The 12,149-nt window shown below is 65.0% G+C and carries 10 protein-coding genes; 1 reads left to right on the top strand and 9 read right to left on the bottom strand.

The window, feature by feature from the left end:
- Positions 1–24 precede the first annotated feature (24 nt).
- Complete coding sequence (locus BBG20_RS25285; RefSeq protein WP_065908300.1) at positions 25–702, top strand: nitroreductase; 678 nt, start codon at positions 25–27, stop codon at positions 700–702.
- Between the two features lie 55 nt (positions 703–757).
- Here BBG20_RS25285 and BBG20_RS25290 read toward each other — a convergent pair whose 3' ends face one another.
- Genes BBG20_RS25290 through BBG20_RS25330 form a run of 9 tightly spaced genes read right to left on the bottom strand, consistent with a single transcriptional unit; the run spans position 758 to position 12,110 of the window.
- Positions 758–1,960 carry a dipeptidase gene (locus tag BBG20_RS25290; protein ID WP_065908302.1) on the bottom strand — a complete coding sequence of 401 codons (1,203 nt, stop codon included), beginning with the start codon at positions 1,958–1,960 and terminating at the stop codon, positions 758–760.
- Positions 1,961–1,962: 2 nt separating this feature from the next.
- On the bottom strand, positions 1,963–4,251 hold the full coding sequence (locus BBG20_RS25295) for a TonB-dependent receptor (RefSeq protein WP_065908307.1): 2,289 nt from the start codon (positions 4,249–4,251) through the stop codon (positions 1,963–1,965).
- 26 nt (positions 4,252–4,277) lie between these two features.
- Positions 4,278–5,312, bottom strand: a complete 1,035-nt coding sequence (locus BBG20_RS25300; RefSeq protein ID WP_065908308.1) for an ABC transporter substrate-binding protein — start codon at positions 5,310–5,312, stop codon at positions 4,278–4,280.
- Complete coding sequence (gene metC, locus BBG20_RS25305; RefSeq protein WP_177343963.1) at positions 5,309–6,523, bottom strand: cystathionine beta-lyase; 1,215 nt, start codon at positions 6,521–6,523, stop codon at positions 5,309–5,311. Before metC ends, BBG20_RS25300 begins: the two co-directional genes overlap by 4 nt.
- Positions 6,520–7,197, bottom strand: coding sequence for an amino acid ABC transporter permease (locus BBG20_RS25310; protein ID WP_065908310.1), 678 nt, complete (start codon positions 7,195–7,197; stop codon positions 6,520–6,522). The genes metC and BBG20_RS25310 overlap by 4 nt, the downstream gene beginning before the upstream one ends.
- Positions 7,187–7,930, bottom strand: a complete 744-nt coding sequence (locus BBG20_RS25315) for an amino acid ABC transporter permease (RefSeq protein WP_065908311.1) — start codon at positions 7,928–7,930, stop codon at positions 7,187–7,189. Before BBG20_RS25315 ends, BBG20_RS25310 begins: the two co-directional genes overlap by 11 nt.
- A complete protein-coding gene (locus BBG20_RS25320) occupies positions 7,923–8,741 on the bottom strand; it encodes a transporter substrate-binding domain-containing protein (protein ID WP_065908313.1) in 819 nt (272 codons plus the stop codon). Before BBG20_RS25320 ends, BBG20_RS25315 begins: the two co-directional genes overlap by 8 nt.
- The gene (locus BBG20_RS25325; RefSeq protein WP_065908315.1) at positions 8,738–9,397 is read right to left on the bottom strand and encodes a class II aldolase/adducin family protein; all 660 of its coding nucleotides are present in this window, start codon (positions 9,395–9,397) and stop codon (positions 8,738–8,740) included. The genes BBG20_RS25320 and BBG20_RS25325 overlap by 4 nt, the downstream gene beginning before the upstream one ends.
- A 19-nt stretch (positions 9,398–9,416) precedes the next feature.
- Positions 9,417–12,110, bottom strand: a complete 2,694-nt coding sequence (locus BBG20_RS25330) for a TonB-dependent receptor (protein WP_083221483.1) — start codon at positions 12,108–12,110, stop codon at positions 9,417–9,419.
- Between the last annotated feature and the right edge of the window lie 39 nt (positions 12,111–12,149).

The following is a 12,149-nucleotide window of genomic DNA, read 5'->3' on the forward strand; positions in this document are numbered from 1 at the left end:
AGCACCTTTTCCAGGAGACCTCCGATGAACCCGCCAGAAATCTTCCAGCACATTGCCCGCAGTCGTCGTGTAACGCGGCAGTTTTTATCGACGCCGTTGACCGAGCAACAGATCAATCGCGTGCTGCTCGACGCCCAGCACAGCCCGTCCAACTGCAACACGCAGCCGTGGCACGTGCACATCGTCAGTGGCCATACCCGTGACCGTCTCTCGGCCGCATTGCTCGACGCCGACAACCGCCAGCACTTCACCGCCGATTTCGAGTTCGACATCGACGCCTATACCGGCGTGTTCGCCCAACGTGCGCAAGACAGTGGTCGCGCCCGCTATGAGGCGATTGATATCGGCCGTGATGACCACGCCGCGCGCCTGGCCTGCCTGCGCCACAACTTGACGTTCTTTGATGCTCCCCACGTGGCCTTCTTGTTCATGCCGCACATCGGCGATCACGTGCGTTCGGCCGGCGATATCGGCATGTATGCGCAGACCTTCCTGCTGTCGTTGCAGGCGCGCGGGCTAGGCGGAATTCCGCAGACCTTGTTAGGGATGTATGCCGATACGGTGAGGGAGGTGTTGGGGGTGAGTGAGGACTTGAAGCTGATGTTCGGCATTTCATTCGGCTATGCCGATGCGCATTCTGCCTCCAATTTTGTCGAGGTGGGGCGCGCCGCGTTGGAGGACAGCGTGGTGAGGCATTACTGAGCCCCGCCCGTGAACGGCTGGAGCGCGCTCGCCAGCGCTCCAGCACGTCGCGCCTTCAGGGTTGCGCGCGCGCCTGCGCCTCCTGCAACACCCGCAGCAGATTCCCGCTCCAGATATTCGCCACCTGCTGCTCGTTGTAACCGGCATCCAGCAAGCGCTGGGTTACCACCGGCAATTGGCTGACGTCTTCCAATCCGCTCACGCCACCGCCGCCATCCCAGTCCGCACCGATACCGACATGATCCGGGCCGGCCACTTCCAGCAGGTGCAGCAGGTGCTGCATGAAGACATCGAGGTCGGCCTTGGGCTGGGCAAAGCGCTGGTTGATCGTGTCGCGTTCCTGGTAAAGGTCCTTGATTTGCTCCGGACTGAGGGCGGCGAGGTTGTGAAAGCGTGCGCCGAGCGCGGCCATGGCTTTGTTGCGCTCCGGTTTGGGCGTCAGCGGGATCAGGTAGTCGCTGTAGGCGTTGACCTGAATCACGCCACCTTTTGCCGCCAGTTGGCGCACGCGGGCGTCGTCGAGGTTGCGCGGGTGCGGGTTGACCGCGCGGCTGCTGGAGTGCGAGGCGATGATCGGCGCGCTGGACAACGCGAGCATCTGGTCGAACACCGCATCACTGGCATGCGACACATCCAGCAGGATGCCCAGGCGGTTGGCCCGTTGCACCAGGTCGCGGCCCTTGGGGCTCAGGCCTTTCCATTCGGGCAGTGCGGTAGCGGAGTCGGCCAGGTCGTTGTTCATGAAATGCACCAGGCCGAGCATGCGCAACCCCTGGCGATAGTAGGTGTTGAGCAACGCGGGGTCGGAGCTGAGCGGGTCGGCGTTCTCCATGCTGATGAAGACCACGCGCTTGCCCTCGGCGGCGATACGGCGGGCGTCGTCGGCGGTGAGGGCCAGGGCGAAGCTGTCGGGATTGCGGTCGATCACATCGCGGATGCGGGTCAGGGTCGCCAGCCCATAGGCGCTGGCATACGCACGGCCTTCCTCGGTGCGCGGGCCCTGGGGCGTGTACACCGCGAAGAAACCACCGTCCAGGCCACCTTCGCGCATGCGCGGCAAGTCGACCTGGCTGCCATCCTGGCGGTAGTCATGGCGTTCGAGAATGTTCCAGCCGGGGCGGGTCAGGGTCAGGGGGGTATCCAGGTGGCTGTCGAGTACCAGCAGGCGTTGGTGCAGGGCCAGGGTCGCGGGGCTGACCACGGTGTCGGCATTGGCCAACAACGGCAGCAAGGCGAGCAGCAGCAGGCGCTTGTTCATGTTCAGAACTCCATGCTCAGGGTGCTTTGGAAGGTGCGCGGCGAGCCGGGGCGGAAGACCGCGGGGCCGCTGGTGCTGGTGAGGATGTAGCCCAGGTAGTCCTTGTCGAACAGGTTGTCGACGTTGAAGCGCACCTTCACATTTTTCAGCGGCCCGTAATGCAGGCGCTCGCCACCCAGGTCCAGGTAGGCGTTGTAGAGGGTGTAGCCGGGCACCGATTCGCTGTTGGTGAAGTTGCTGTAGCGCTCGCCGATATAACGCGCCGAGAAATTCAGCACTGCCCATGGCGCCAACTCATAGGTCACGCCGGCCTGGGCCAGCCAGCGCGGGCTGTCGGGTACCTCGTTGTGCTTGATCGAAAGGCCGCCGGCATCGTTCTGGAACGTCGAGGTGTTGTAGGTCAGGTTGCCGTTGAGCACGACTTTGTCAGCCAGGTACGGCAGCTTCCATTGTCCGCTCAGTTCACTGCCGTAGGCCTGCACCTTGCCGACGTTCTGGTAGTAGGTTTCGACCTGGCTGCTGCCGGGGACCGGCGAGGCGAAGGCTTGCAGGCGGTTGTCGAAGTCGGTGCGGTACAGCGCCCACGCAGCGTTGAAGCTTGGGCGATTGATGCGGTAGCCGACTTCATAGTTCTTCGCGCGCTCGGCTTCCGGCGGTGGTGCGCTGGGGCTGGCGGCGCGGAAGATATCGTCGGCACCACGCGGCAGCGCCATGTTTTCCGAGTAGGAGGCGAACACCTGGGTGTCGTCGGTCAGGTTGTAGACCAACCCGGCCTGGGGCAGGAACGCGTCGTTCCACTGGGTCGCGATACGCGGCTGGCGGTTGTTGATGTAGTCGCCGGCATTGCGGTAGCCCTCGATGCGGTATTTCAGGTGCAGGCTCTTGAACCCGTACTGCAGGCGCAGGCGATCATCGAGCAGTGTCCAGGTGTCCTTGAGGTGGTACTGCAGCGAGTCGCGAGTGGAGCTGAAATCGCCTTGCAGGTGCACCGGCTCATTGAACAACGGCTCACCGGCCGGGCTGCCGTCGGTGAGGTTGTAGCGCGCCTGCTGACGGTTGAACACATCGGTCTCGGCCCACAGGCCGGTGTCGATCTGGTGCTGGCCGACCTCCCATTGCAGGCCGGTGCGGCCGCCAAATCGATGGCCGCTGAGGGACGACAACCCGTATTGCACGCCGCGAGGTGCGAACAGGCCATCGACGTTACCTTCGGCGTTGTGCAGCGCCAGGGAAGTGGCGTAGGCCTCGGGGGATACGCCAAAGCCTTTCTTGGCCTCGTAGTACAGCGTGGTGTAGTTGAGCAGGTCGGGGCGAATCTCGAACTGGCCGCCGAGGCTGTACAAGGTGTCGCGCCGCTGGTTGACCGCCTGCTTGTAGAACTGGTTGTAGTTGGTGTTGCTGTAGCGCACGCCGGGCACGGTCTCGGGCAAGTCGGGCAGGCTGCCGAGATAGGCGAAGTAACGGCCCGAGCGGCCGAACGGGTCGTTGGCGCTGCCGTCGTACTGGGCGATGCTCACGTACGGCGAGTCATAGTCGTAGAACGCGTTGTGCACCGCGCGCAGCCATACCTCATCACGATCACCGAAGCGGTAGCGCACCTTGGCTTCCAGGTGCTCGCGGTCAATGGTGCCGGGACCGCGCCACAGGTCGCCGTCGATTTTCGAACGGCTGAAATACGCCGACAGGCCCTGGTACTCACCGCTTTGCAGCTTGACGAAACTGCGCCGCAGGCTGTCGCTGCCTAGGGTGTAGGAGAGGCTCGCGCCGGGCTCGACCGTGGGGTTGCTGGTCTGGTAATCCACATACGGGCCCAGGGACGCGTAGCCCGATTGCGAGACATCGCCGGCGCCGGTGGAGGCGGTGACCCGCTCGGTGTTTTCGTTGTCGACATAGCGATAGATCGGGCTGCCGCCAAACTGGTCGGTGCGCCCCAACGGCACACCGTCGATGGAAAAACCGATCTGCTGCAGGTTGAACGCGCGCACGAACACCGAGTTGCCGAACTCATACAAGCCCAGCGCATCGTTGACCTGCACATTGAAACCGGGCAGCGCCTCGAGCATTTTCAGGCCCGAGGTACCGGCCGGTGCCGACAGCAACGCCTGGTGTGAAATGGTCAGGGTATTGCTGATCTTGTCTTCGCCGATGGCGGCGCTGGCCTCGGTCACGCGCGCGCCGACCACCTCGACTTTGCTCAGTTGCGGTTCGGTGGAACTGGCGGCCTGCGCCGCCCAACTGGAATCGGCCAGCAACAGGCTGGCGAGCAGGGTTTTACGGTACTGAGCAATCATTGTCTGTCCTTGGCAAAGAGGTGGCGTCAAAAATCGGCGTGGGCCTTGGCGAGAAACTCGGGCTGGGCCCACTCGTGCACGCTGAAGTCGTTCTGCAGGAAGCCGCGTTGCACCAGGAAGTCCTTTTTCAACTCCAGGGCGGCGAGGTTCTGCGCGGCCAGTTGCGGCACGAAATCCAGCTCGGCGATGGCGCGGCGGATAAACCCGGCATCCGGCAGGAAGGTCACCCGCGTGAACAGCTCGGCGGCGGCATCGCGGTGCTGGTTGATCCAGTGGCCGGCGCGGATTGCAGCGCGCAGGAATGCCACGACCACCTCGGGGTGTTCTTCGGCAAACGCGCGGTTGACGGTGGTGGCGTAGGGGCCGTTGTGGTTTTTCAAGGTCCAGTCCGGGTAGCGTTCCAGGTCCTCGATCACCGTGAATTCGCCGCTGGCCAACAGCGCCGGCACGTGCCCGGCAGCCACGTGCACCGCATCCACACGCCCTTCGGCCAACGCCTGGACTTCATGCCCAGGCTTGCCATGCAACCCATGCAGTTGCGACCAGAACGCCGAAGGCCGGATCGCCGGCTGCAACGTCTGGGGATCACCTTCGTCCTCAAGCTCGATCAGCCGCACCTGCGACGGTTCCAGCCCCGCCAGTTGCAGGGCATTGAACAAGCCATGTTCGGCCAGGGCCTTGAGCACATCGACCCGCGCTTTATTGCGGCTGACCGGCACCCCGATGCGCTTGCCGAACAGGTCGGCGACCTGGCGGATGCGGCCCTCGGCGCGCACCAGGATCTGCCCGGCGCGCTGCGTGGCAGTGGTGGCGACCAGGAGCGTGTCGGCCTGGTCGGCGCGCGCCCACAAGGCCGGCACGGCACCGCCGTCGCGAATCAACCGCGATTCGCCATGGGTGAAGTGCGGCAACCAGCCAAGGTTTTCCGGCAGTGAACGCAGATAGATGGCTTCGGCGCCGACGCGTTGGTATTCCTCATCCAGCCAGCCGAATTCCACGGCGATGTTCGACGCGACCAACAACGGGCAAATGCTGTAGTGGGTGGGCAATGTTTGGCTCATGACAGATTCCTCAAGGCAAGTGGGGTGACACTCAGGCGTTCCAGGCCTTGTTGCAGGTCGGCGATCAAGTCCTCGACCGCTTCAAGGCCCACATGCAGGCGCAGCAACACGCCGGGTTCGATGTGCGCGGAAGGGTGGCGTTGTTGCGGGCGGATCAGGCTTTCGAAACCGCCCCAGCTGGCACCCATGGCAAACAGCTGCAGGCTTTCCAGAAAGGCCTTGGCCTGGGGCGCGTAGACGGGCTTGAGCACCACGCCGAAGAGTCCGGTGGAGCCGAGAAAGTCGCGCTTGAATAACGCGTGCCCGGTGGCCTCGGGCAAGGCCGGGTGCAGCACCTGGGCGACTTCGGGGCGCTGCTGCAACCACTGCGCGACTGCCAGTGCCGAACGCTGGTGCTGACGCAGGCGTACACCCAGGGTGCGCAGGCCGCGCAGGCCGAGGTAGGCATCGTCGGCGCTGGCGATATAGCCGAGCTGGCGCACGGTTTCGCGCACTGACGCGTACAGCGCTTCGGTGGTGACGATCACGCCGAGCATGGCGTCGCTGTGACCTACCAGGTACTTGGTGGCGGCATGGATCGAGATGTCCACGCCGTGCTCGAACGCCTTGAAGAACAGCGGCGTGGCCCAGGTATTGTCGAGCATCAGCAGCGCGCCGTGGGCATGCGCGGCCTCTGCGAGGGCGGGAATGTCCTGTACTTCAAAGGTGCTCGAACCGGGTGCTTCGGCGTAGACCAGGCGGGTGTTGGGGCGCAGCAAACCGGCGATGTCGGCACCGAGCATCGGCGCGAAATAGGTGGCCTGGATGCCGTAGCGCGGCAGTACCTGGTCAAACACCTGGCGGGCATGCCAGTAGCAGTTGTCGGTCACCAGGATATGGTCGCCGGCCCGCGCCACAGCCAGCACCGCGCCGACAATCGCCGCCAGCCCGCTGGGCATGATCAGCCCGCGAAAGCCGCCTTCCAGCTGTGCCACGGCGTCTTCGAAGGCGGCGGTGGTGGGGTTGCCGTTACGGCCGTAGATGTGCCCGCGATAGTGCGGGTCGTCGGCCTGTTGCAGGTGGTTTTCGAGAGTGCCGGTGTCGGGCCAGATAAAGGTCGAGCTGCGGTACACCGGGGTGTTGACGGTGCCGGCGTGGTTGGCAGGATCGCGGCCCAGGTGAGTCAGGCGGGTATCGTCGCGCAAGGGGGGCGTACTCCAGGAGGGGCTCATGCGCGTTCCAGCCGCTTGGCCCAGCGTGAAAGGGGGTAGATGTAGATAAAGAACGCGATGAACACCAAGCCGTAGGCGGGCAGCAGCAGGTCGTTGCGCAGCTGGGTCGAGAGGTGCGACTGCACGGTGGTCATCAACTCTTCCACCCCCAGCAGGTTGGCGAGGGAGGTGGACATGGTCACCGCGCAATACAGGTTCATCCACGGCGCCACCAGGCTCGGCAGTGTCTGCGGGATGATCACGTGACGCAGCGCCTGGCCGTGGCGCATGCCCAGGGCCTGGGCGGCTTCCCATTGGCCGGTCGGCACTGCACGCACGGCGCCGCGCACGATCTCCGAGACGTAGCCGATGGCAGGCATGGCCAGGCCCAACGCGACCTTGAGCCAGTCCGGCAGTTGCCACCAACGCCCGGCCCACTGCACTTCATAGGGCAGCAGGTAGGCCACATAGAACATCACCACCAGCCACGGCAGGTTGCGCAGCAAGCGGCTCAGATGCCCGGCGCCACGCCGCAGGCCGGGGTGGGCGCTGACCTGCAGGCTGCCGAGCGCCACACCGCCGAGAGTAGCCACCAGCATCGCGGTGATGCCCATCAGGATGTTCAGGCCGAAGCCTTGCAGCAGGGCCGGTGCCCACTGCCACAGCAGTTGGAAAAGGCTCGACTCAGGCGGCATCGGGCAGCTCCTGGCCAGGCAGGCGCAGATGGTCTTCGAGGCGACGCAGCAGCCAACTGCTGAGGCCGATCAACAGCAGCCAGACCAGCAGCAATACCTGCATCATTTCCGCGACGTTGAAGTTGTCCGACCAGATCCGGTTGCTCGCATAGAGCAGCTCCGGCACCGCAATCGCGTAGGCGATCGAGGTCGACTTGATGGTTTGCACCACCGTATTGCCCATCGCCGGCAGGCTGTTGCGCAGGGCCAGCGGCAGCACGATATGGCGCAACACCGTGCGCCCGTGCAGGCCCAGGGCGGCGGCCGCGTCGAGGGTGGCGCGCGGCACCGCGTCGATGCCGGCGCGCAGGTTTTCGGCCTGGAATGCGCCGCTGTGCAGGGCAATCACGATGATTGCCCACTGCGTGCCATTGAGCAGGCGCACACTGGCGCCGTCCACCAGCGGCAACAATGCGCCGACGCCAAAGTAGAAAAAGAACAGCTGCACCAACAGCGGCGTATTGCGAAACAACGCGATGTACGCCGCACTCAGGTGACGCCACAACGGGCGGCGCGAACCCAGGCCGGCGGCGCCGAGGATTCCCATGACCAGCGACAGCGCGATACTTGCCACCGACAACAACAGGGTCAGCCCCAGGCCGAGCAGGAAGCGCTGGCGGTCCATCGGGTCCCACAGGATGCTCAGCGACAGCCCATGCTGTTCCAGCCACAGGCGCAGATTGATTTCACTCATGGCTGGCCCGTGCATGCTGCTGCGCTACCCAGGCATTGGGGGTTAGGCCGTAACGCTGTTCCAGGTCGATGATCACGCCGTGGGCATGCCAGCCTTCGACGATGCCCGACACGGCGGCCAGCAGCGCCGGCTGGCCCTTGCGCAGGGCGATGCCCCAGGGCGCCGGGTCCTGGCCTGGCAACTTGACTTCGTAATCGGCCCATTCCGGCTGGCGCGCCAGGGCGTTGTACAACGCATCGTCACCCATCGCCCCGAGGCAACGGCTGTCGGCAACGGCCTTGCGCACTTCGGCGGTGCCGTTGAACGAGGCGAATTGCACGCCATAGCGACTTTCAAAAGGGCGCACCCACACACTGGTGGCGGGTGCGCACAGGGTTTTGCCGCGCAGGCTTTGCCAGTCCGGCACGGCGGTGCTTTTCGGCGCGAATACCGTGGCGGCCGAGCTGTAGAAGCCCGGGCTGGCAAAGTCCACTTCACGTCGCCGCGCCGGGGTGTCGAGCAACGAAGTGACCAGCACTTCGCAACGCCCCTGGTCGAGGAACAGCAAACGGTTCAACGGGTTGACCTGCACCAGTTGCAGCTTCAGCGGCTGGCCGACCTCGGCGGACAGCTGCTGTTGCAGGTCTACGATCAGGTCCATGATCAAGCCGGCGGGTTTGCCTTGGGCGTCCAGGGTCTTGAACGGCGGGAATTCGTCACTGGTGCAGACGTTCAGCGTGCCGCGCGATTGCGCACGTTCCAGCAGAGGCTCGGCGTGGGTGGGCACGGCGAACGCTGCCAGGAGCGCGAGGGCGGCGACCGTCCGGCTCATGTCGCACTCCAGCCCAGCCGCGAACGCTGCGCCGCGCCGCTGGGGAAGGGCTGTGGCGTGCCGAGTTGCTGGGCCAGGAAGGTCAGGTAGGCGGCTTCTTCAAGGTTCACCAGCAAGCGCGTCGCCGCGAGCACATCACGCTCCGACCAGGCAAACGGCCCATGATTGGCCAGCAACGCCGCCGGCGCGTGGGGATGCTCACGCAGCGCCGCGACCACCGGCTCCGGCGCGTAACGCGGGCCCCAGGCGGTCAGCGGGATTTCCTCATCTTCCGCCAGGATCCCCAGCAGCTGTGCGGCGTGGGCACGCAGCGGGCGCCCGGCGATGGCGAAGGCGGTGAGGTACGGCGAGTGGGTGTGGATCACCGCATTGACTTGCGGGCGCTCGCGGTAGATCGCCACATGCAGCGCGGCAACTTCCTGGAGGTTGTCGGTGAGGCTGCCCTGGCTGTGGCGCAGGTCGAAATCGACGATGGCCGCCACGCCACTGTCGGCGCCGCTGAGCGAGGCGATCACCAGCCGCTCCTCGCCAGGAATGCGCAGGCTGATGTTGCCCGCCTCGTTGCTCGACAGCGCCTGGTGCTTGATCAGCAACTGCTTGGCCAGGGCAAATTCGTGTTCGAACACTTGGGTAAAACGCACAGGATCAAAGCTCATCGGGAACTCCTTGTGAGGGTCAGAAGCGGTAGTCGGCTTTCACGTAGTAGAAGGCGCCTTCGGCACCAGCCGGCGAGATGCTCTGGTAGGCCACGCGCCCGCCGACAAAGCGGTTGGCGACGTCGATCTTGTCCGGGTAGCTGTCGAAAATATTGTTGCCGCCCAGGGTCAGGGTGAGTGCCTGGCTGATGTCGTAGGACACGCTGGCGTTGCTCACCCATTGCGCCGAAAAAGTCTGGTCGCGGGCTTCGCCGAGGTTGGAATCGAGGGTGTAGGTGCCGTAGCGAATGGTGTTCCAGCTTGCCTGCCAGGCTCCCTTGCGCCAGTCGGCACCGAGGATCAGCTTGCTGTTGGGCGAGGCGCTTTCCACGTAGCTCAACGCTTCACGATTGATCAGGGTGATGCCGGTGCCGGCCAGGGGGCCGGGGTTGTCCTTGATGTCGGTGACCTGGGTCTTGCTGTAGTTGAAGGCGCCGTTGAGGGTCAACTGGCTGGCATCGGCCAGGTCCAGGCGATAGTGGGCGGCGACGTCGACGCCGCTGGTCTTGGTGTCCAGCGCATTGGTGAAAAAGCTCACCCCGGAGTAATTGCCATAGCCTTGGTTGGCGAGAATCTGGCTGACCTGGGTGCCGCTGAGGGTTTCCGACAGGGCGATGCGGTCCTTGATGCGGATGTGGTACGCATCGACGCTGACGCTGGCGCGCTCAATCGGTTGCCAGACCACGCCGAGGGACAGGCTGGTGGATTTTTCCGGCTTCAGGTCAGTTGCGCCCAAGGCCCGCGCCACGGGCGTGTTCACGCTGACGGTGCCGACCTGGTAGGCGGTCGGGTCGCCGGCCTTGAATTCGGTCTGGGTCGCCGAGGTGCCGATCTGCCCGAGGGTCGGCGCACGGTAGCCGCTGCTCAGGGTCGAGCGCAGGCCCCACTGCGGGGTGAAGTCATAACGCGCGGAAAACTTGCCGGTCGTGGTGGTGCCGAAATCGTCGTAGTGCTCGCTGCGTCCGGCCAGGCCCAGTTGCAGCTTTTCGGTGACCTGCTGCTCCAGGCCCAGGTAGCCGCCGAACACGTGGCGGGCATAGCGGCCTTCGTCGCTGTCCTGGGTGCCAGGGAAGCCTTGGGCGCCACCCGCGCGGGCGGGCAGGGCCGTGCCGTGGGTCCAGGAGGCGAGGTCGCCGGCGATCACTTCATAGGACTCGTTGCGCCAGGCCAGGCCACTGGAAAACACCAGGGGGCCGGCGCCCCAGCCGACCTTGAATTCCTTGACGTGATCAAGGCCGACGTTGGTCTGCTCATTCACCAGCGCCCCGGCGTTGAAGCTCGTCGGGCTGGCGGGGCCGAGGCTGGCATTCAGCGAATCGCTGAGGTGATAGTCGATGCGGTTGCGCCCGTAGTTGGCGCTGAGGTCGAAGCTGCCGAGCTGTTCATCGCGGATCTTCACGCCGCCGGTGACCGAGGCATCCCGCGAGCGCACATCCAGCAGTGGCAGGAAACCATTCGGGTACACGGCCACCAGGTTGTTGGGGTCGATGGGGCGGCGAAAAGTCGCCTGGGATTCACCGGTGCGGTCCTGGTAGGTGGCAAAGCCGTACAGGTCGACCGCGTCGTTGAGTGACAGGCCGCTGTTCAGCGCCAGGTTCCAGTCCTCAAGGCCCGGGGAACCGTAGCGCCAGTGACGGTCGGCATCCGCTTCGCGGGCATCGCCGGTCGGGTAGAACTGCCGACCATCGGTGCCGCCGGTGGAGGTGCGCTCGCTGCGCAGGCCTTCGCCGCTGAGGGTCAGGAAACCGTCGCCGGGCAAGGTGAAGCCGGTCCAGCCGCCTACCGAGCGGCGAAAGCCATCGCCCTTGGTGTACTGGCCAAAAGTGCTCTGCACCGCGCCGCCGTGGTCCTGCTCCTTGAGCACGATGTTGATCACCCCGGCAATCGCGTCCGAGCCGTACTGCGCCGAGGCGCCGTCGCGCAGCACTTCGATATGGTCGACCGCGCTGACCGGAATCGTCGACAGATCCACCGCCTGGGAGCCACGGCCCAGGGTGGCCTTGGTGTTGACGAAGGCCGAGGCATGCCGACGCTTGCCATTGACCAGCACCAGCACCTGGTCGGCCGCCAGCCCGCGCAACGACACCGGCCGCTGTGACGACACGCCGTCGGTGCCGTTGACTTGCGGGTAGTTCACCGACGGCACCAGGGTTTCCAGGGCCTTGGCGAGGTTATCGGTGCCGGCGCGTTCCAGCTGTTCGCTGTTGATCACATCCACCGGCGCCGCGCTTTGCAGGGCGGTGACGTCGCTGCGGCGGGTGCCGATCACTTCGACCGATTTCAATCGCGGTGCCTGCGGCTCGCTGTTGATGGCGGCAGCGGGGGCGGCGGTGCTGGCCAGTCGGTGGATCAACACCGCACCGCTGGCGGTCTGGCTGAAGCCCAACCGGGAGCCGCTCAAGGCAATGCCCAGCGCCTGTTCCTGGCTCAAGCGGCCCTGGATCGAGCGGCTTGCGCGGCCTTCTACCAGCGGCGGGTCAAACGCAATCGGATGGCCGCTTTGCTGGGAGATGCTCAGCAGCACCTCATCCAGTGGCCCTGCGGGGATATTGAAATCAATCACCGTCTGTACCGACGTCGCCTCGTTTTGAGCCAACGCCAGGGTCGGCAGCGTCAGCCCGCCGAGGGCCAATGCGCAGGCCAGCGGCGCCAGGGTGAATCCTGTTTTCAACATGCAAATCTGCTCCGGGTCGTGATGTTCTTTACGACCTTG

Source organism: Pseudomonas aylmerensis (assembly GCF_001702265.1).
GTDB lineage: Bacteria > Pseudomonadota > Gammaproteobacteria > Pseudomonadales > Pseudomonadaceae > Aquipseudomonas > Aquipseudomonas aylmerensis.

What these genes read in the sequence shown, in the direction of transcription:
- BBG20_RS25300 (WP_065908308.1), bottom strand. Translation starts at nt 5,312, where the DNA reads ATGAGCCAAACATTGCCCACCCACTACAGCATTTGCCCGTTGTTGGTC.
- BBG20_RS25295 (WP_065908307.1), bottom strand. Translation starts at nt 4,251, where the DNA reads ATGATTGCTCAGTACCGTAAAACCCTGCTCGCCAGCCTGTTGCTGGCC.
- BBG20_RS25330 (WP_083221483.1), bottom strand. Translation starts at nt 12,110, where the DNA reads ATGTTGAAAACAGGATTCACCCTGGCGCCGCTGGCCTGCGCATTGGCC.
- BBG20_RS25320 (WP_065908313.1), bottom strand. Translation starts at nt 8,741, where the DNA reads ATGAGCCGGACGGTCGCCGCCCTCGCGCTCCTGGCAGCGTTCGCCGTG.
- BBG20_RS25290 (WP_065908302.1), bottom strand. Translation starts at nt 1,960, where the DNA reads ATGAACAAGCGCCTGCTGCTGCTCGCCTTGCTGCCGTTGTTGGCCAAT.
- BBG20_RS25285 (WP_065908300.1), top strand. Translation starts at nt 25, where the DNA reads ATGAACCCGCCAGAAATCTTCCAGCACATTGCCCGCAGTCGTCGTGTA.
- BBG20_RS25310 (WP_065908310.1), bottom strand. Translation starts at nt 7,197, where the DNA reads ATGCCGCCTGAGTCGAGCCTTTTCCAACTGCTGTGGCAGTGGGCACCG.
- BBG20_RS25325 (WP_065908315.1), bottom strand. Translation starts at nt 9,397, where the DNA reads ATGAGCTTTGATCCTGTGCGTTTTACCCAAGTGTTCGAACACGAATTT.
- metC (WP_177343963.1), bottom strand. Translation starts at nt 6,523, where the DNA reads ATGAGCCCCTCCTGGAGTACGCCCCCCTTGCGCGACGATACCCGCCTG.
- BBG20_RS25315 (WP_065908311.1), bottom strand. Translation starts at nt 7,930, where the DNA reads ATGAGTGAAATCAATCTGCGCCTGTGGCTGGAACAGCATGGGCTGTCG.